The organism is Nocardioides zeae, from assembly GCF_030818655.1.
Taxonomy (GTDB): Bacteria; Actinomycetota; Actinomycetes; order Propionibacteriales; family Nocardioidaceae; genus Nocardioides; species Nocardioides zeae_A.
Genome location: NZ_JAUTAN010000001.1, coordinates 1884101 through 1902681 on the forward strand (window position 1 = coordinate 1884101; position 18581 = coordinate 1902681).

Annotated in this window: 18 protein-coding genes and 2 pseudogenes; 14 read left to right on the top strand and 6 right to left on the bottom strand. The window is 73.7% G+C overall.

Annotated elements, in window-relative coordinates; all coding sequences use genetic code 11:
• Nucleotides 1–110: 110 nt before the first annotated feature.
• Nucleotides 111–1946, top strand: coding sequence for an NAD(P)/FAD-dependent oxidoreductase (locus QE405_RS08915; protein ID WP_307199864.1), 1836 nt, complete (start codon nt 111–113; stop codon nt 1944–1946).
• A 94-nt stretch (nt 1947–2040) separates the two neighbouring features.
• On the opposite strand, the gene QE405_RS08920 is transcribed toward QE405_RS08915, so the two are convergent.
• The 4 genes from QE405_RS08920 to QE405_RS08935 form a co-directional block, all read right to left on the bottom strand.
• Nucleotides 2041–2511, bottom strand: coding sequence for a universal stress protein (locus QE405_RS08920; RefSeq protein ID WP_307199866.1), 471 nt, complete (start codon nt 2509–2511; stop codon nt 2041–2043).
• Nucleotides 2508–3992 (bottom strand): APC family permease, encoded by a 1485-nt coding sequence (locus tag QE405_RS08925; protein WP_307199868.1) that lies wholly within the window; start codon nt 3990–3992, stop codon nt 2508–2510. Before QE405_RS08925 ends, QE405_RS08920 begins: the two co-directional genes overlap by 4 nt.
• A gap of 108 nt (nt 3993–4100) precedes the next feature.
• On the bottom strand, nt 4101–4742 hold the full coding sequence (locus tag QE405_RS08930; RefSeq protein ID WP_307205717.1) for a LuxR C-terminal-related transcriptional regulator: 642 nt from the start codon (nt 4740–4742) through the stop codon (nt 4101–4103).
• A 68-nt stretch (nt 4743–4810) separates the two neighbouring features.
• Nucleotides 4811–6202 carry an ATP-binding protein gene (locus tag QE405_RS08935; protein ID WP_307199870.1) on the bottom strand — a complete coding sequence of 464 codons (1392 nt, stop codon included), beginning with the start codon at nt 6200–6202 and terminating at the stop codon, nt 4811–4813.
• 178 nt (nt 6203–6380) lie between these two features.
• On the opposite strand from QE405_RS08935, the gene QE405_RS08940 reads away from it, so the two are divergent.
• The gene (locus QE405_RS08940; protein ID WP_307199872.1) at nt 6381–7718 is read left to right on the top strand and encodes a PspC domain-containing protein; all 1338 of its coding nucleotides are present in this window, start codon (nt 6381–6383) and stop codon (nt 7716–7718) included.
• Nucleotides 7715–8038, top strand: coding sequence for a hypothetical protein (locus tag QE405_RS08945; RefSeq protein ID WP_307199875.1), 324 nt, complete (start codon nt 7715–7717; stop codon nt 8036–8038). Before QE405_RS08940 ends, QE405_RS08945 begins: the two co-directional genes overlap by 4 nt.
• A 13-nt stretch (nt 8039–8051) precedes the next feature.
• On the opposite strand, the gene QE405_RS08950 is transcribed toward QE405_RS08945, so the two are convergent.
• Together QE405_RS08950 and QE405_RS08955 are read right to left on the bottom strand one after the other, a co-directional pair.
• A complete protein-coding gene (locus QE405_RS08950; protein ID WP_307199879.1) occupies nt 8052–9275 on the bottom strand; it encodes a glycerophosphodiester phosphodiesterase in 1224 nt (407 codons plus the stop codon).
• A gap of 88 nt (nt 9276–9363) precedes the next feature.
• The gene (locus QE405_RS08955) at nt 9364–10002 is read right to left on the bottom strand and encodes a DUF4245 family protein (RefSeq protein WP_307199880.1); all 639 of its coding nucleotides are present in this window, start codon (nt 10000–10002) and stop codon (nt 9364–9366) included.
• Between the two features lie 98 nt (nt 10003–10100).
• Here QE405_RS08955 and QE405_RS08960 point away from each other — a divergent pair, with 98 nt between their 5' ends.
• The 11 genes and pseudogenes from QE405_RS08960 to QE405_RS09005 all read left to right on the top strand — a co-directional run bounded on the left by QE405_RS08960 (nt 10101) and on the right by QE405_RS09005 (nt 18581).
• The gene (locus tag QE405_RS08960; protein ID WP_444939682.1) at nt 10101–10499 is read left to right on the top strand and encodes a TOBE domain-containing protein; all 399 of its coding nucleotides are present in this window, start codon (nt 10101–10103) and stop codon (nt 10497–10499) included.
• A 60-nt stretch (nt 10500–10559) separates the two neighbouring features.
• On the top strand, nt 10560–11336 hold the full coding sequence (modA, locus tag QE405_RS08965) for a molybdate ABC transporter substrate-binding protein (protein ID WP_307199883.1): 777 nt from the start codon (nt 10560–10562) through the stop codon (nt 11334–11336).
• 34 nt (nt 11337–11370) lie between these two features.
• A pseudogene (locus QE405_RS08970) lies at nt 11371–11847 on the top strand (molybdate ABC transporter permease subunit); the annotation flags it as partial.
• 112 nt (nt 11848–11959) lie between these two features.
• Nucleotides 11960–12178 carry a hypothetical protein gene (locus QE405_RS08975; RefSeq protein WP_307205723.1) on the top strand — a complete coding sequence of 73 codons (219 nt, stop codon included), beginning with the start codon at nt 11960–11962 and terminating at the stop codon, nt 12176–12178.
• Between the two features lie 59 nt (nt 12179–12237).
• Nucleotides 12238–12633 (top strand): annotated as a pseudogene (locus QE405_RS20920) (ATP-binding cassette domain-containing protein); the annotation flags it as partial.
• Between the two features lie 138 nt (nt 12634–12771).
• Entirely contained in the window at nt 12772–13161 is a 390-nt protein-coding gene (locus QE405_RS20925; protein ID WP_373459486.1) for a TOBE domain-containing protein, read from the top strand.
• A gap of 51 nt (nt 13162–13212) precedes the next feature.
• Complete coding sequence (glpX, locus tag QE405_RS08985; protein WP_307199885.1) at nt 13213–14259, top strand: class II fructose-bisphosphatase; 1047 nt, start codon at nt 13213–13215, stop codon at nt 14257–14259.
• 40 nt (nt 14260–14299) lie between these two features.
• Nucleotides 14300–15334, top strand: coding sequence for an alpha/beta hydrolase (locus QE405_RS08990; protein WP_307199887.1), 1035 nt, complete (start codon nt 14300–14302; stop codon nt 15332–15334).
• 131 nt (nt 15335–15465) lie between these two features.
• Complete coding sequence (locus QE405_RS08995; protein WP_307199889.1) at nt 15466–16776, top strand: extracellular solute-binding protein; 1311 nt, start codon at nt 15466–15468, stop codon at nt 16774–16776.
• A complete protein-coding gene (locus QE405_RS09000; RefSeq protein WP_307199891.1) occupies nt 16773–17732 on the top strand; it encodes a carbohydrate ABC transporter permease in 960 nt (319 codons plus the stop codon). Before QE405_RS08995 ends, QE405_RS09000 begins: the two co-directional genes overlap by 4 nt.
• A gap of 3 nt (nt 17733–17735) precedes the next feature.
• The gene (locus QE405_RS09005) at nt 17736–18581 is read left to right on the top strand and encodes a carbohydrate ABC transporter permease (RefSeq protein WP_307199893.1); all 846 of its coding nucleotides are present in this window, start codon (nt 17736–17738) and stop codon (nt 18579–18581) included.

The following is an 18581-nucleotide window of genomic DNA, read 5'->3' on the forward strand; positions in this document are numbered from 1 at the left end:
GACGCCGGGTGACGGGCCGCGACCGGCGGGAGGGGTGCAACGCGTCGCAACGCTTCCGCGGCCGATCCCGCGGGGCGTGTCCTGGGTCACACCTGATCGGAAGGAACACCATGACCCAGATCGCCGAACGGCCCACCGCCACGGGCCCGACCGACCCCACGGCCCGCGCGACCGCCTGGTTCGACCGCTTCGAGGCCGCTCTCCGCGCTCGCGACGTCGCCGGGGCCGTCGAGCAGTTCGCGACGACGAGCTTCTGGCGCGACCTCGTCGCCTTCAGCTGGAACCTGACGACCGTCGAGGACCGCGCGGGGGTCGCCGACCTCCTCACCGCGACGCTCGAGGGCACCGACCCCCACGACTTCCGCCTCAGCGAGGACGCGACGGAGGACGACGGCGTCGTCACCGCGTGGTTCGAGTTCACGACCGCCACCGGCCGCGGCCGCGGCCTGGCCCGCCTGCGGGACGAGGACGGCCGCCTCGTCGCGTGGACGTTCCTGACGACGCTCTTCGAGCTCACCGGGCACGAGGAGCCGCGCGGCACCCGCCGCCCGATGGGCGCCGAGCACGGCGCGCAGCGCGACCGTCGCACCTGGAGCGAGAAGCGCCAGGAGGAGGCGGCGTCGCTGGGCTCGACGACGCAGCCCCACGTGCTCGTCATCGGCGGCGGCCAGGGCGGCATCGCCCTGGGCGCGCGGCTGCGCCAGCTCGGGGTGCCGAGCCTCGTCATCGACAAGCACCCGCGCCCCGGCGACCAGTGGCGCAGCCGCTACAAGTCGCTGTGCCTGCACGACCCGGTCTGGTACGACCACCTGCCCTACCTGAAGTTCCCCGACAACTGGCCGGTCTTCGCGCCGAAGGACAAGGTCGGCGACTGGCTCGAGTTCTACACGAAGGTCATGGAGGTGCCGTACTGGTCGTCGACCACCGCCACCTCCGCCTCCTACTCGGAGGAGACCGGGACCTGGACCGTCGAGGTCGAGCGGGAGGGGCAGTCGCTCACGCTGCGGCCGACCGAGCTGGTGCTCGCCACCGGCATGTCCGGCAAGCCGAACTGGCCGACCTTCGAGGGCCAGGACGTCTTCCGCGGGGAGCAGCAGCACTCGTCCCAGCACCCCGGTCCCGACGCCTACCGCGGCAAGAAGGTCGTCGTCATCGGCTCCAACAACTCCGCCTTCGACATCTGCGGGGCCCTCTGGGAGAACGACGCCGACGTGACGATGGTGCAGCGGTCCTCGACCCACATCGTCAAGAGCGCGTCGCTCATGGAGATCGGGCTGGGCGACCTCTACTCGGAGCGCGCGCTCGCCGCCGGGATGACGACGGAGAAGGCGGACCTCGTCTTCGCCTCGCTCCCCTACCGGATCATGCACGAGTTCCAGATCCCGCTCTACGACCGGATCCGCGAGCAGGACGCCGACTTCTACGCCCGCATGGAGGCCGCCGGCTTCGACCTCGACTTCGGGGCCGACGACTCCGGGCTGTTCATGAAGTACCTGCGCCGCGGCTCCGGCTACTACATCGACGTGGGTGCCGCCGAGCTCGTCGCCGACGGCGAGGTGAAGCTGGCGAAGGGCGATGTCGCGCGCCTCACCGAGGACGCCGTCGTGCTCGAGGACGGCACGACGCTGCCGGCGGACCTCGTGGTCTACGCGACGGGGTACGGCTCGATGAACGGCTGGGCCGCCGACCTCATCAGCCCGGAGGTCGCGGACCGGGTCGGCAAGGTGTGGGGCCTCGGCTCCGACACCCCGAAGGACCCCGGTCCGTGGGAGGGCGAGCAGCGCAACATGTGGAAGCCCACCCAGCAGCCCGGGCTGTGGTTCCACGGCGGCAACCTGCACCAGTCCCGGCACTACTCGCTCTACCTGGCGCTCCAGCTCAAGGCGCGGTTCGAGGGCATCGCGACGCCGGTGTTCGGCCAGGCCGAGGTGCACCACCGGTCCTGACCCCCGGCCGCCCAGCCGACCGAGGAGCCGGGGGTACGACGCGGAGCGACCCGCGTCGTACCCCCGGTGCCTCAGGGGCGCGCGCCCCGGCCGGTCAGGTGCGGCGGCGCTTCGGGGCCGGGCGCACGACGAGCACCGGGCACGGCGCGTACTGCTGCACCCGCTGGGCGGTGCTGCCCAGCAGCACCCGGTCGCTCAGCCCGCGGCCGCCGCTGGCCACGACCACGAGCCCCGCGTCGACCTGCTCGGCCACCTTGATGATCTCGTTGGCCGGCGAGCCGGACCGCACCTTGCGGTGGACCTTGGGCCCCCAGCCGTCGAAGACGGCGGCGATGACGTCGATCGACGCCTTCGCCGCGTCGCGGAAGCCCGCGACGGAGGACGCCGCGTCCTCCCGGCCCGCCTCGGAGAGCTCGTCGACGAAGGACACGGCCGCGAGCGGGCGCACGACCGCGAGCACCGTGATGGCGCTCAGGGCCTCCGGCGCGGCGAGGGCCCGCAGGTGCCGGGCGGCGGCGAGGGACTGCTTCGAGCCGTCCGTGGCGACGACGACGTGCATGCTCATCGGTGCTCCTCCGTCGTCGCGTCACCGGTCCGAGCCGCCGTGCCGGGCGGCGGCCGGGTCTCGCCCCGGCGTCCGAAGGCCCGCTCCGCGACGTACAGGAGCAGCCCGAGCGCGAGGAGACCCGCGCACCAGAGCAGGGACGTCGGGTCGTCGACGACGACGTAGACCAGCAGGGCCGCGTTGCCGACGACGCCGACACCGAGCAGGACCGTCGGTGCCCGGAAGGTGTCGGCCGGTCGCTCGTCGCGCCGGAGCACGAACGCCGCGACGATGACGAGGGCGTAGATGAACAGGGTGAAGACCACCGTGACGGTCGCGAGGCGCTCCACCACCCCGTCGGAGCCGCCGATGCCGGCCGCGTCGAGCGTGTGGCCGACGACGAGCAGGGTCGTCACGACGAGGGCCGAGAAGATCAGCGCCACCCAGGGGCTGCGGCGCGCGGCGTGCACCTTCGCGAAGACGCCGGGCACGACGTCCTCCCGGGCCATGCCGTAGAGGATGCGCGACTGGGTCACCAGCGCGACCAGCGTCGTGTTGGTGATCGCGACCATGGCGACGATCGCGAAGATCGTCGTCATCACCCCGACGGGCACGGGGATGATGTCGGCCTTGATGACCTCGAGCAGGGCCGCGTCGGACTCGGCCAGCGTGTCGACGGGCACCGTCAGCGCCGCCGTCATGGCCACGACCACATAGATGATGCCCGCGCCGACCATGCCGCCGATGAGGGCGCGGGGGAAGTTCCGGGACGGGTCGACGGTCTCCTCGGCCACGTTGGCGGCGTTCTCGAAGCCGGTCATCGCGAAGAACGCGAGCGCGACACCCGCCACCACGGCGAAGACCGGGCTGCCGTCGGTGTCGAACTGCAGGAGCACGGAGAAGTCCGCCTCGCCGCGGCTCACGTAGACGATCCCGATGAGCACGACGACCGCGAGGCCGGCGACCTCGACGAACGTCATCACCATGTTGGCGACCACCGACTCGGTGATGCCGATGAAGTTCACCACCGCGAGCGACGCCACGAAGATGACGGCGATGAGCAGCGGGGGCGGCAGCTCCCAGACCTGCGCGAAGTACGACGAGAAGCCGGTCGCCAGCGACCCCGCCGCCGCGAAGGTCGCCGACAGCATGCAGATCGTGATGATGAAGGTGAGGAACGGCTTCCGGAAGGCCTTGCTGACGTAGAGCGCCGCACCGGCCGCCTGGGGGTACTTCGTGACCAGCTCCGCGTAGGCCAGACCCGTCAGCGTGGCGACCGTGACGCCCGCGAGGAAGGCCAGCCAGAAGGCACCGCCGACCGCCGCCGCGACGGCGCCGATGAGCACGTAGATGCCCGAGCCGAGCACGTCGCCCAGCACGTAGAAGAAGAGCAGCCGGCCGGAGATCGACCGTTGCAGGTTGTCGTCGTCGAGCTCCGTCGAGGCCGCGTGCGCGGCCTTGGTCAGCGGGTCGTGCAGGGGGTCGTGCGCGGGGTCGGCCATGTCCTGCCTTCCGAGAGGCTGCTGGCGGGGAGGTACCCACCACGGGTGCGTGCACCCGTCCGCAGACCGGCCACTGAACCGACCTGCCGAGCCGGTGTCAACCGTGCCTCAGAGCAGGCGGCGGTCCGAGGCCCAGCGCGTGAGCTCGTGGCGCGAGGACAGCTGCAGCTTGCGGAGCACGCTCGACATGTGGGTCTCGACGGTCTTCACCGAGATGAAGAGCTCCTTCGCGACCTCCTTGTAGGCGTACCCCCGCGCGATGAGCCGCATGACCTCCCGCTCGCGCTCGGAGAGCCGGTCGAGGTCGCTGTCGACCTCCGCCACCTGGATCGCGCCGGCGAAGGCGTCGAGCACGAACCCGGCGAGCCGCGGCGAGAACACCGCGTCCCCGTCGGCGACGCGGCCGACGGCGTCGACGAGCTCCGTGCCGCTGATCGTCTTGGTGACGTAGCCCCGCGCCCCGCCGCGGATCGTGCCGATGACGTCCTCGGCGGCGTCGCTGACGCTGAGCGCGAGGAAGCGCGTCCCCGGCGCGGTCGTCTGCGTGCGGCGGATGACCTCGACCCCGCCGCCGCCCGGCAGGTGCACGTCGAGCAGCACCACGGCGGGACGCTCGCGCTCCACCGCGGCGACCGCCGTGTCCACGTCCGCCGCCTCTGCCACCACCGTCACCGCCGCGGGCGCGGCCGCGAGCTCGCTCCGCACCCCGGTGCGGAACATGTGGTGGTCGTCGACGACCACGACCCGCACCGGCCGTGCCGCTCCTCCCGGCTCGCCCGTCGGCCCCGGCTGACCCGGTACGTCGCGTCCTGCGCCGCTCACTGCGCTCCCCTCCCTGCGGCGTCGGTGCTCCCGACGCCGTCGTCTGCGTCCTGGGCCTGCTGGGCCTGCTCGTCCGGCGCGGGCAGGTGCACCCGCACCTCGGTGCCCTCGCCCGGTGCGGACCTGATCCGCGCCGTACCGCCGTGGCGGAGCATGCGGTCCACGATGCTGCCGCGCACGCCGTGCCGGTCGGCCGGCAGGTCGTCGGGGTCGAACCCGGCGCCCCGGTCGCGGACGAAGACGTCCACCGCCCCGCCCAGCACCTCGACGTAGACGTCGACGCGGCCCGTGCCCGCGTGCTTCGCGGCGTTGACGACGGCCTCGCGCACCGCGGCCACCACGGGCTGCACCCGCTCCGACCAGGGCGCGTCGCCCACGGCGACGACCTCGACCTCGATGCCGTGGTCGTCCTCGACGACCGCGGCGACGGCGCGCACGGCCGCCGCCAGGGTGTCGGGGGCGGCGCCGCGGCCCGCGCCCGGGGACCCCGGTCGCTCCTCCGCGAACAGCCAGGCCCGCAGGTCGCGCTCCTGGGCGCGGGCCAGCCGGGCCACGGTCGCGGCGTCCCCGGCGTTCTTCTGGATGAGGGCGAGCGTCTGGAGCACCGAGTCGTGGAGGTGGGCGGCGACGTCGGCCCGCTCCTGGCTGCGGATCCGCTCCGTGCGCTCGTCGCCGAGGTCGCGCACCAGGCGCGCGACCCAGGGTCCCACCACCACGGCGAGGCCGCCGATGCCCAGGAGCACGGCCAGCACCACCTCGCGCGCGGCGCCGATCCCGCCGTCCCGGAACCCCAGCAGCACCAGCCCGGTGCCGAGCAGGACGGCGCCGAGCGCGAGGCGCGTCCACGCCGCCCAGCCGCCCGACCCGAGCACCATGCCGACGGGATCCATCCGCTCGGTGCGCTCGACCCAGCGCTCGCGCTGCACCTCGTCGGCCTGGCGCCACAGGAGGGCCACGCCGCCGGCGACGAGCGCCACGGCCCAGACGAGGGCACCCCGTCCCACCACGGCCTCGACGGCGAGGACGATGCCGACCGACAGCACCCCCACGACGACCGCGTCGCCCGTGCGTCCGGCGGGCCGGCCGAGCAGGCCGCGGGGGCGCCGGCCGTCCCGCGCCGCACCGGCGAGGCCCGGCGCCGCGCCGGCGCGGTCGGCGCCGTCCCCGAGGGGCGCCGCGGGCAGGAAGAGCCAGTACGCGCCGTACAGGACCGCGCCCAGACCCCCGAGCACCGTCGCGACCACGAAGCCGATCCGCAGCGGCAGGACCGGGAGCCCGAGGTGGTCGGCGAGGCCCGCGGCCACGCCGCCGACGAGACCGCGCTCGAGGTCGCGGCCGGCGCGTCGTGGCGCCGGGGGCGCAGCGGTCGTCGGGCCGGTGGTCGTCATGGTGCCGCCATCGTCACACGCCCGCACGGCCGCGCACATCGGGACGAACCCCGAGCCGCCCCCGAGTCCCGCCACGACCGGGTCCGCCCGCCCCCTCCTCCCGGCCGACCCCGGACCGGGGCAGGATCAGGGGCGTCCCCGATGGTGGGGAGCCGCCCCTGCGACCACGCTGGATCCCATGATGACGACACAGGACGGGCCCGGCGCGGGGCCCGACAGCAGCCACTCCCCCGGCCCGTCCCCCGGCCCGTCCGCCGGCGGCCCCCGCGTGGGCGGTGCGGAGATGCGCGACCTGCAGCGGCTGCGCCGCACGCGCGGCGACCGGTACGTCGCGGGCGTCGCCGGCGGCCTGGCCCGCCACTTCGACGTCGACCCCGTCGTGCCCCGGGTGGCGCTCGCCGTGCTGGTGCTCTTCGGGGGCAGCGGGCTGCTGCTCTACGGCGCGCTCTGGCTCCTGGTCCCGGTGGACGACACCGACGAGGCCGTCGTCCACCTCGACGACCGCAGCCGCAACGTCGCGCTGCTCATCGCCGCCGCGCTGGCCGGCTTCGCCCTCCTCGGCGACCTCGTCAGCGGCTGGGTGCCCTGGCCGCTGCTGTTCCTCGGCCTCGTCGTCGCGCTCGTCGTGGGCCAGCACCAGCGCCGCTCCGAGGAACGGGCCCGGAACTGGGCGTCCTACGCGATGCCGAACGTGCCCACCACGCCGCCCGTGGCGGACCCCGCTCAGGCAGCTGCGGCACCCGGCTCGCCCTACGCGCCCGGCTCCCCCTACGGGCCCACCTCGCCGTACGGGCCCACCTCGCCCTACGCCGCGCCGCCCGCCGTGCCCCTCACCAAGGAGCACGACGCCCCGGTCCCGCCGGTGCCACCGGTGCCCCCGGTGCCCCCGGTCCGTCGCCCCCGCAAGCCGGGCCCGATCCTCTTCTGGTTCACCCTCGCGCTCGCGTCCCTCGGCGTCGGCCTGCTCGCCGTCGTCGACCTGGCCGGCGCGGACGTCGTCGCCTCGGCGTACCCGGCCCTCGCCCTCGCCGTCGTCGGCGCCGTGCTCGTCGTCGGCTCCTTCTTCGGCCGCCCCGGCGGCCTGGTCCTGCTCGGGCTGGCCCTCGTCCCCGCCGTCGCGCTGGCGCTGGTCGTGGAGAACGTGGCCGGCGCGCGCCTGGAGGTGCGGCCCACCCAGGCGTCCACCCTCGACGACCGCTACGTGCTAGGGGCCGGGGAGACCGTGGTCGACCTCGGGGACGTCCACGACGTCGCCGGGCTCGAGGGACGCCGACTGACGGTGGAGGGCGGTGTCGGCCGGATCGAGGTCGTGCTGCCCGAGGGCCTCGACGCGGCCGTGCACACCGACGTGGGCCTCGGCTCCGTGCGGCTGCTCGACCGGTCCGGCGAGGGTCCGGGGCTGTCGCTCAACCAGGCGTACGACGCGCCCGGCACCACCCCCGGCGTCGACGAGCTGACGGCACTGACCCTCGACGTCCGGCTCGGGCTGGGCGAGGTCGTGGTGGTGACCCGATGACCGAGCACGAGCCGACCGCACCGATCACGCGCCGCACGCCCGAGGAGGACACCATGCAGGACCACGACCCCGCGCACGACCCCGACACCGCTCCCCTGGCGGACCGGCCCACCCCGTCGGGCTGGGCCGCCGGCCTCCACCCGGTCAACGTCGGCCACCTCGTGATGGGCATCGCCTTCCTCGGGCTCGCCGGGGTCTGGGCCCTGCTGGCGTCGGGCGCCGCGGACGCGAGCGACACCCGCTGGCTGCTGCCGATCCCGTGGCTCGCCGCCGGCGCCGCGGGACTGGCCGCCACCGTCTGGCGGCGGCCGGCCCGCTGACCGGCCCCACTGATCAGCGACCGTGGCCGCGTCCCGGACGCCGCTCGTCGACCCACGCGTCGCGTGCCGCGACGACGACGTCCGGGTGGTCGGCGAACAGCACGTCGACGCCGGCGTCGAGGAACGCCGTGGCCTCGGCGGCCAGGTCACCGTGCGCGGCGGGGTCGGTCCCGACGCGGAAGTTCGTCGCCATGAACTGGTTCTCCGCGCGCAGGGTCCACACGACGACCTCGAGCCCGGCGCGGTGGGCGTCGCGCACGACGCCGCTGGGTCGGCCGGTGGCGCCGGTGGCCGGGTCCCGGGGCAGCACCCGGTCCTTGTGCGGGGCGAGCTGGTCGGCGTACCGCGCGACCGCCCGCAGGCCGCTCCGCGTCAGCAGGTCGTCGTAGGTGACGTCGCTGCCGGCGGCCACGAGGTCGTACGGCGCGCCCGCGGCGTCCACCAGCTGCACGAGCCGCACGTCGGTGAGCTCGTCGAGCTCCCGGAGGTTGCCGACCTCGAAGGACTGCACGACCACCGGGTCGCGCTCGTCGTCGAGGCCGCGGGCGTCGAGCAGCTCCACCAACGGCTCCTCCAGGCTGAGCCCGATCGAGTCGAAGTAGGTGGGGTGCTTCGTCTCGGGGGCGACGCCGATCTCGCGGCCCGTCTCCTCGGACAGCTCGGCGGCGAGGTCCAGCACCTCCTCCAGGGTCGGGACGGGGTGGAGCCCGTCGTACGCCGTGTTCCCCGGCCGCACCTGCGGCAGCCGCTCCACGGCGCGCAGCGTGCGCAGCTCGGCGAGGGTGAGGTCCTCGGTGAACCAGCCGGTGACGGCGCGGCCGTCGATCACCTTGGTCGTGCGGCGGTCGGCGAGCTCGGGGTGGTCGGCGACGTCGGTGGTGCCGGAGATCTCGTTCTCGTGACGGGCGACCAGCACCCCGTCCTTCGTCGCCACGACGTCGGGCTCGATCAGGTCGGCGCCCTGCGCGACCGCGAGCTCGTACGCCGCGAGCGTGTGCTCGGGCCGGTACCCCGACGCGCCGCGGTGGGCGATCACCTCGGGCTGCGCGTGGTGCCCGTGGCCGTGGCCGTGGCCGGGACCGGGTCCACGGTCGCCGGTGACGACGGGGGCGGCCGGGCTCGCCGGGCTCGCCGTAGCGGCGGCCGGGGCGAGGAGACCGGCGCCGAGGCAGGTCGCGACGGCGGAGGTGAGCGCGACGGTGAGGGCGCGGGGTGACGACGGGGTCCGAGAGGTCATGCGCGCCACCGAAACCGACGCGGGCGACGCCCCGCGGTCCCGCGCGTGGCTCGGGGGTGACGCCCGGCCCAGCGGCGGGTGAACCGGGTCAGCGCGCGGGCAGCGTCGCGGAGGTCAGCGTGCGGGCGAAGTCGACGAGCCGGTCCTCACCGACCGTCCCGTAGACCACGACCACGGCGGTCTCGGTCTGCGGCTCGGCGCCGGGTGCGGCCGTCTCCCCCTCCGGCCCGGCCACGGCGACCTCGGCCTGGGTGTAGAGCGCCTCGTCCTTGCCCTCGCTCGCCGCCGACCAGTCGCCGGACAGCAGGGGGTCGTCGTTGGGGACGTCGATGCTGCCGTCGACGTCGTAGGGGTCGCCCAGCACCCGGTCGAGGACGGCGCCGGAGTCGCCCCGCACGACCTTGACGCCGACGAAGTCGTCGCCGTCCACGAGGATCCCGAGCGTCCACTCGGGGTTGGGGCCGAGCGGGAAGAGGGCCGACGTGGCGACCCAGCCGTCCGGCAGCGAGGGCGGGTAGACGACCGGGAAGCCCGCCTCCTGCCCGGCCCGCACGGCCTCGACGTAGTCGACCTCGACGACCGGCATGTCCGGGTCGGAGCGCACGAAGTCGCGCACGACCACGAAGGCGACGACCGCCAGGACCAGCACGACCATGGAGACGACAAGGCCGCTGAAGCTGCGGTTGTAGCGACCGGGCCGACCGGCGGGCGGGGACGTCTGCGACACGTCCCCAGTGTCTCAACCCCGCGGAGGCCGGGCGACGGGCGGGTCTCGACACCGCAGATGCGGCTCTCCATGCCCATGACTACCGCACATGAGGCATGATGTCGCAGGTGGACACGTATCGCGTGAGCGAGGCCGCCGAGCTCCTGGGCGTCAGCGACGACACCGTGCGGCGCTGGATCGACGCCGGGCGCCTGCCCGCACGCCGCGACGGCGGGCGCACGGTCGTCGACGGGGCCGAGCTCGCGGCGTACCTCGCGGCGGAGGCGGACGCCCCCACCGACGCCCGGGCCCGCTCGGTCAGCGCCCGGAACCGGCTGCCGGGCATCGTGACGCGGGTCGTGGCCGACACCGTCATGGCCCAGGTCGAGATGCAGTGCGGCCCCTACCGCGTCGTCTCGCTCATGAGCGCCGAGGCCGCCGCCGAGCTGGGCCTCGCGCCCGGCGCCCGCGCCGTCGCGTCGGTGAAGTCGACCACCGTCGTCGTCGAGCGTCCCTGACCCCCGCCGCCGAACCGTCCCCACCCTGACCCCGCCCCCTCCCCACCCACGAGGAGCACCGTGAACCGCCCGACCCTGCGCACCGCCGCCCCCGTCCTGCTCCTCGCCCTCCTCCCCCTCGCTGCCTGCGGCAACGACGACGACGCCGACGCGGGAAGCGCGGACGGTGAGCTGAGCGGCTCCATCACGGTCGCGGCCGCCGCCTCGCTCACCGAGACGTTCGAGGAGCTCGCCGAGCAGTTCGAGGCCGAGCACGACGGCGTCGAGGTGGACCTCGTGTTCGACTCCTCCGGCACGCTGGCCGACCAGGCGGCCGAGGGTGCGCCCGGCGACGTGCTCGCGACGGCCGACCTCCGCTCGATGGAGCGCGCCGCCGACGCGCAGGCCGACGAGCCCGTCGTCTTCGCGACCAACGACCTCGTGCTCGTCACGCCCGCGGACAACCCGGCCGACGTCACGGGCATCGACTCACTCGACGGCGCGGACGTCACCTACGTCGTCTGCGTCGAGACGGCGCCGTGCGGTGGTCTCGCCGCCGAGGCGCTGGCCGAGGCGGGGGTCGAGCGCGAGCCCGCGAGCCTCGAGCCCGACGTGAAGGCGACGCTGTCGCGCGTGGTGGAGGACGAGGCCGACGCCGGGCTCGTCTACCGCACCGACGCGCTGGCCGCGGGCGACGACGTGCAGGAGATCGACCTGCCCGAGCGGCTGACGACCGAGTACCCGATCGTCCTCCTCGACCAGAGCCGCAACGCGGCGGTGGCCCGGGCGTTCATCGACTTCGTGCTCTCGACCGCGGGCGCCGACGTGCTCACCGCGGCGGGGTTCGGCACGCCCTGAGCCCGACCACGTGCCCGACCCGCAGACTCTCCCCATGACCGCGCGGTCCCCCCTCGGACGAGCGCCGGCCCTCCTCTGGGTGCCGGCGCTCGTGGCCGTGGTCTTCCTCGTCGTCCCGCTCGTCGCCCTCGTGCTCGCCACTCCGTGGGGATCGTTCCTCGACGACCTGCGGACGCCCGAGGTGCGCGCCGCGCTGTGGCTCAGCCTGCGCACGTCGCTGGCCACGGTCGTCGCCTGCGCCCTCGTCGGCACCCCGCTGGCGTGGGTGCTCGCGCGCGTCGAGTTCCGCGGACGCGGCCTGGTGCGAGCGCTCGTGACGGTCCCGCTCGTCCTGCCGCCGGTCGTGGCCGGCGTCGCGCTCCTCGCGGCACTGGGCCGCAGCGGCCTCCTCGGCGCCCCCCTGCGGGACGCGACCGGGCTCACCCTCCCCTACACGACGGCCGCCGTCGTGCTCGCCCACACCTTCGTGGCCCTCCCGTTCTTCGTCATCAGCGTGGAGGGGGCGCTGCGCAGCGCGGGCGAGGCCTACGACGAGGCGGCCGCGGTGCTGGGCGCCACCCGGTGGCACACCTTTCCGCCGCGTCACCCTGCCGCTGGCGCTGCCCGGCGTCGTCGCGGGCGGGGTGCTCGCGTGGGCCCGCTCGCTCGGCGAGTTCGGGGCGACGGTGACGTTCGCCGGCAACTACCCGGGCACCACGCAGACGATGCCGTCGCGCATCTACGCCGTCTACCTCGACGACCCCGCCGCGGCCCGCACGCTCGCGATGATCCTGCTGCTCGCCTCGGTCGGCGTGCTGCTGCTCCTGCGCAACCGCTGGCTCACCCCGGGAGCGGCCGCGTGACCGCCCTCCTGGAGGCCCGGCTCCGCGTGCCCGGTCGGCTGGACGCCGCCCTGACGGCGGACGCCGGCGACGTCGTGGCCGTCGTCGGCCCCAACGGGGCGGGGAAGACCACCCTGGTGCGCTGCCTCGCCGGCCTGCTGCCCGACGCCGGCGACCTCACGGTCGACGGCCGGTCGTGGTCCGCCCCGCACGTGCTGCCCCGTGACCGCCGCGTCGGTCACGTCGTGCAGGGTCGCGACCTCTTCCCCCACCTCAGCGCCCGCGAGAACGTCGCGTTCGGCCTGCGGGCCCGTGGCGTCGACCGCCGTACGGCGCGCGCCCGGGCCACCGCGGAGCTGGAGCGCCTCGGGGTCGGCGCCCTGGCCGACCGCCGTCCCCACCAGCTCTCCGGGGGGCAGGCGCAACGGGTGGCCATCGCCCGCGCGCTCGTCACCGAGCCGCGGCTGCTCCTCCTCGACGAGCCGTTCACCGGTCTGGACGTGGGCGTCGCCGCCACGCTGCGCGTCGAGCTGGCGCGCCACCTGGCGTCGTACGACGGGGTCGCCGTGCTCGTCACCCACGACGCCGTCGACGCCCTGACGCTCGGCACCCGGATGGTGGTGCTCGAGGACGGTCGTGTCGCCCAGACGGGCACGCCCGCCGAGGTGGCGGCGCAGCCGCGCACCGACCACGTCGCGCGGCTCGTCGGGCTCAACCTCGTCACCGCCGCCGACGGCGCGAGCCTGCTGGCGTTCCGGCCCAGCGCGGTGACGCTGTCGCCCACCGAGCCCAGCGGGTCGGCCCGCCTGCGGTGGGCGGGGCAGGTGAGCCAGCTGACGCCGTACGGCGACGGTGTGCGCGTGGGGGTGCGCACGCCCGCCGGGCAGGACCTCATCGCGGACGTCACCGCGGCCGCGGTGGCGGAGCTGCTGCTCCGTCCGGGGGCTCCGGTGTGGGCGAGCACGAAGGAGACGGCGGTCGTGCGCTACCCCGTCGAGGTGTGAGGTGGCCGGACTGGTCCACCGCCGGCCCGCGCGTCCCGCTACCATCCGGCCATGGCGACTGACCCCTCCGTGGTGACCGACCTTCCCGCCGGACTGCGCGTCGAGCCGGAGGCGCCCGACCGCAACCTCGCGCTCGAGCTGGTCCGCGTCACCGAGGCGGCGGCCATGGCCGCCGGGCGCTGGGTCGGGCGGGGCGACAAGAACGGCGCCGACGGCGTCGCGGTCAACGCGATGCGCGTCATGATCTCCAGCGTCGGCATGAACGGCGTCGTCGTCATCGGCGAGGGCGAGAAGGACGACGCCCCGATGCTCTTCAACGGGGAGCAGGTCGGCAACGGCACCGGCCCCGAGTGCGACGTGGCCGTCGACCCGATCGACGGCACGACCCTCACGGCGAAGGGCATGTCCAACGCCATCGCCGTGCTGGCGGTCGCGCCCCGCGGCTCGATGTACGACCCCTCCGCCGTCTTCTACATGGAGAAGCTCGTCGCCGGCCCCGACGCCGCCGACTCCGTCGACATCCGCCTGCCCGTCGCGGAGAACATCGCCCGCGTCGCCAAGTCGAAGAAGTCGGCGGCCGAGGACGTCACCGTCGTGCTGCTCGACCGGCCGCGCCACGCGCAGCTCGCGGAGGAGATCCGCACGACGGGCGCGCGCATCAAGTTCATCTCCGACGGCGACGTCGCGGGCGCCATCGCCGCCGCGCGCTCCGGCTCGGGCGTCGACCTGCTGCTCGGCATCGGCGGCACGCCGGAGGGCATCATCGCGGCCTGCGCGATGAAGAGCCTCGGCGGCATCATCCAGGGCCGCCTCTGGCCCACCGACGACGACGAGCGCCAGCGTGCCCTCGACGCCGGTCACAACCTCGACCGCGACTTCGTGCTCGGCACGGACGACCTGGTCCAGGGCGACGACTGCTTCTTCGTGGCGACCGGCATCACCGACGGCGACCTCATGAAGGGCGTGCGCTACTCGGGCGGCGGGGCGATCACCGACTCGCTCGTCATGCGCTCGCGCAGCGGCACCATCCGCCAGGTCACCTCCGAGCACCGCCTCAGCAAGCTCCGGGCCTACTCGGCCATCGACTTCGAGCGCTGAGCCCGGGACCGCCCTCGGCGGCCTCCCCATAATGGGGCTCATGGCGAGCAGCGACCGTCCCAGCGCGACCGACCCCGAGGCCCTGCTGGACGGCGGCCTCGACGCCGGACTGGCGCCCCCGCAGGAGGAGCGCGTCGGCGAGGGCGGGCTGCCGCCCGACCTCTCGCCCGAGCTGGCCGCGGTGCCGCGGTCGGAGGAGCTGTTCGCGCCGGTCCGGGCCGACGTCGAGCTCTGCTACCAGACCTACGGCGACCCGGACGACCCGACGGTGCTCCTCGTGATGGGGCTGGGCGGCCACCTCACCTGGTGGCCCGACCGGATGTGCCGGATGCTCGCGCTCGAGGGCTTCCACGTCGTCCGCTACGACAACCGCGACGTCGGACGGTCCACCCGCGTCCGCTCCCGCGTGGGCAAGGCCAGCGTGGTGCAGGCGTTCCTCGGGCGGCCGGTCTCCGTGCCGTACACCATGGCCGACCTCGCCGAGGACGGCGTGCTCCTCCTCGACCACCTCGGCATCGACCGCGCGCACGTCGCGGGCGTGTCGATGGGCGGCATGATCGCCCAGACCATCGCCGTCGACCACCCCGACCGCGTGCTGTCCCTGACGTCGATCATGTCGACGACCGGCAACCGTCGCGTGGGCTGGCAGCACCCCCGGCTCCTCCCGTCCCTGCTGTCGCCGCGGCGCCCCGACCTGGAGTCGTACGTCGCGAGCACCGCCCTCATGGCCCGCCTCATCGGCTCGCCGGCCTACGCGGACACGCCCGAGGGGATCCGGGCCCGCGCCGTGGAGACCCACGGTCGCGGCGTGAGCGGGAGCGGCATCCTGCGGCAGATGCTGGCGATCCTCACGCAGCCCGACCGCACGCGCGCGCTCGGCGACCTGCGCATCCCGGTCGCGGTCGTCCACGGCAAGCAGGACCGGATGGTCCACGTCTCGGGCGGTCGCGCCACCGCCGCCGCCGTCCCCGGCGCCCGCCTCACCCTCGTCGAGGGCATGGGCCACGACCTCCCCGCCGGTCTCTGGCCGCTCTTCGTGGACGTGATTAGCCGCACCGCCACCCGGGCAGGGTGACGCCCGGCCCGACCTCGTCGAAACCCGTCACACCCCGTCTGACGTGGCGCGACGCGGTCGGACTCCTTGCAATTGTCAGCACCACGGTCTAGACCTGTGGTGCACACAACTCAATGGAGAGGGAGTGGCAGATGGGTGACCCCCAAGGGCGTGTGGCGGGCTCCGTGGTGAGGAGGGTCGGCATCGGTGCCGCCCTCGTGCTCGCCGCGGGCACGCTCTCCGCCTGTAGCAGCGACGGGAAGCCGACGCTGAACTGGTACATCAACCCCGACGGTCAGGCCACGCTCACGTCACTGGCGGAGCGGTGCAGCACCGACGACTACGACATCGCGATCCAGCTCCTCCCCACGGGTGCCACCGACCAGCGCACCCAGCTCGCCCGGCGGCTCGCGGCCAACGACTCGTCCACCGACCTCATGAGCCTCGACCCGGTGTTCGTCGCGGAGTTCGCCAACGCCGGCTGGCTCGCGGAGTTCGAGGGCGACGCGGCCGACGCCGTCGTCGACGACGACGTGCTGTCGGGCCCCGCCGACACGGTGCAGTGGGACGACAAGGTCTACGCGGCGCCGCAGTGGGCCAACACGCAGGTGCTCTGGTACCGCCAGTCGCTCGCCGAGCAGGCCGGCATCGCCGACGCCCTGCAGGACGGCACGGCCACGTGGTCGCAGGTCATCGAGGCGGCCTCCGAGAACGGTGCGACCGTCGGTGTCCAGGCGGACCGCTACGAGGCCTACATGGTGTGGATCAACTCGCTCGTCCAGGGCGCCGGCGGCGACATCGTCAGCGACACCGAGGCGGGCGTCGACGCGCAGGTCGACATCGACTCCGACGCGGGTCGTGCCGCCGCCGCGGTCGTCCAGCAGCTCGCCGACTCCCCCGCCGCGCAGTCCGACCTCTCCGTCTCGCGCGAGGGCACCTCGCTGGGTGCGATGTACGGCGACGGCCCCGGCGAGTTCATGACGAACTGGACGTTCGTCTACAAGAACTACGAGGGCACGGTCTCCGAGGAGGAGTTCGCCGACCTCGCCTGGGCGCGCTACCCGCGCACCGTCGAGGGCGAGGAGTCCGCTCCCCCGGTCGGCGGCATCGACATCGGCGTCGGCGCCTTCAGCGAGCACCCCGACTGGGCGCTCGAGGCCGCGCAGTGCGTCACCGACCCCGAGGCGCAGCTGCAGCTCGCCGTCAACGACGGCCTCATGCCGGCCCGGGCCTCGGTCTACGAGGAGCAGGAGCTCGTGGACGCATACGACGCGGGTCTGCTCGACCTCTACCGCGAGAGCATCGAGGCGGGCGGCACCCGACCGAAGAGCGCGTTCTACAACCAGATCTCGGGAGCGGTGCAGAGCACGTGGCACCCGCCGGCCTCGGTGGATCCCGAGAAGACGCCGCGCGAGTCGGCCGAGTTCATCCGTGACGTCCTGCAGGGGAAGGCACTGCTGTGAGCTCGACGACGACCGCACCCGCCGGGGTCGCGAAGACCCCGAAGTCCAAGAAGGCCGGGGCGGGGGCCGCCAGCGACCGCTCGGTCGCCGAGAACCGTCTCGGCATGAAGCTGGTCGCACCGGCCCTCGTGGTGATGCTGTTCGTCACCGCGTTCCCGATGCTCCAGGCCCTCTGGCTGTCCCTGTCCAACTACGCGCTCACCGCACCTGACGACCGCTCCTTCGTCGGCGCGCAGAACTACGTCACCGCGCTGAGCGACCCGCTGTTCTGGCGCACGATGCTGGTGACCGTCGGGATCATGGTCGTGACGGTGTTCTTCGAGCTCGTCATCGGGTTCGTGTTCGCCCTGGTGATGCACCGCGTGATCTTCGCGCGCGGCATCATCCGCACCTCGATCCTCATCCCCTACGGCGTGATCACCGTGGTGTCGGGCTTCGCCTGGCAGTTCGCGTTCTCCTCGACCAACGGCTTCGTCAACGCCTGGCTGCCGTTCGTCGAGGACAACTTCAACTGGTTCGGGGAGCAGTTCCCGGCCCTGTTCGCCATCTGCGTCTCCGAGATCTGGAAGACGACCCCGTTCATGTCGCTGCTGCTCCTCGCGGGTCTCGCGCAGGTCAGCGAGGACATGATCGAGGCCGCGAAGGTCGACGGCGCCACCTGGTGGCAGCGCATGTGGAAGGTGATCCTGCCGAACATGCGGGCCGCGATCATGGTCGCGATCCTGTTCCGCGCGCTCGACGCGTTCCGCATCTTCGACAACATCTTCGTGATGACGGGCGGTGCGGTGAACACCGAGTCCGTCTCGTTCCTCACCTACCGCCAGGTGATCGAGCAGTTCCAGATCGGCATGGGGTCCGCGCTGTCGGTGCTCCTGTTCCTCTCGGTGCTCGTCATCGCCTTCGGCATCGTCAAGCTGTTCCGTGTCGACCTGGCCGCGGCCCGGCAGGAGGGATGAGCGATGGGTAACACTCCGCTCCGCAAGGTCGGCATCGTGCTCGGTGCCGCGCTGATCCTCGTCTGGTGCCTGCTGCCGGTCGCGTGGATCATCTCGCTGTCCTTCAAGTCCCAGGAGTCCGTCACCAACGGCTCCCCCGGCTTCTTCCCGTCCGAGGGCGGGTTCGCCGGCTGGGACAACTACGTCGCGGCCTGGGACAACGAGCAGTTCCGTCGGGCGATCTTCAACTCGATCGGCATCTCGCTCATCGCGACGGTGCTCTCCGTCATCGTGGCCACGCTCGCGGCGTACGCGATCGCGCGGCTGGAGTTCAAGGGCAAGAAGCTCGTGCTGTCGACGGCGCTCGCCATCGCGATGTTCCCGGTGGTGTCGCTGGTCGGCCCGCTGTTCGACATGTGGCGGGCGATCGGGCTCTACGACACGTGGCCCGGCCTGATCATCCCCTACATGTCGTTCACGCTGCCGCTGGCGATCTGGACGCTGGCCGCCTTCTTCCGGGAGATCCCGTGGGAGATGGAGCAGGCGGCCCAGGTCGACGGCGCGACGTCGTGGCAGGCCTTCCGCAAGGTGATCGTGCCGCTGGCCGCCCCGGGCGTGTTCACGGCCGCGATCCTGACGTTCTTCTTCGCGTGGAACGACTTCGTGTTCGGCATCTCGCTGACCTCGACCGAGGCGGCGCGACCGATCCCGGCGTCCCTGTCGTTCTTCGTGGGGAGCGACCCGTTCAACCGGCCCGCGTCGCTGCTGGCCGCCGGTGCCGTCATCGCGACGCTGCCGATCATCGTCATCGTGCTGGCCTTCCAGCGCAAGATCGTCGCCGGTCTCACCTCCGGCGCAGTGAAGGGGTAA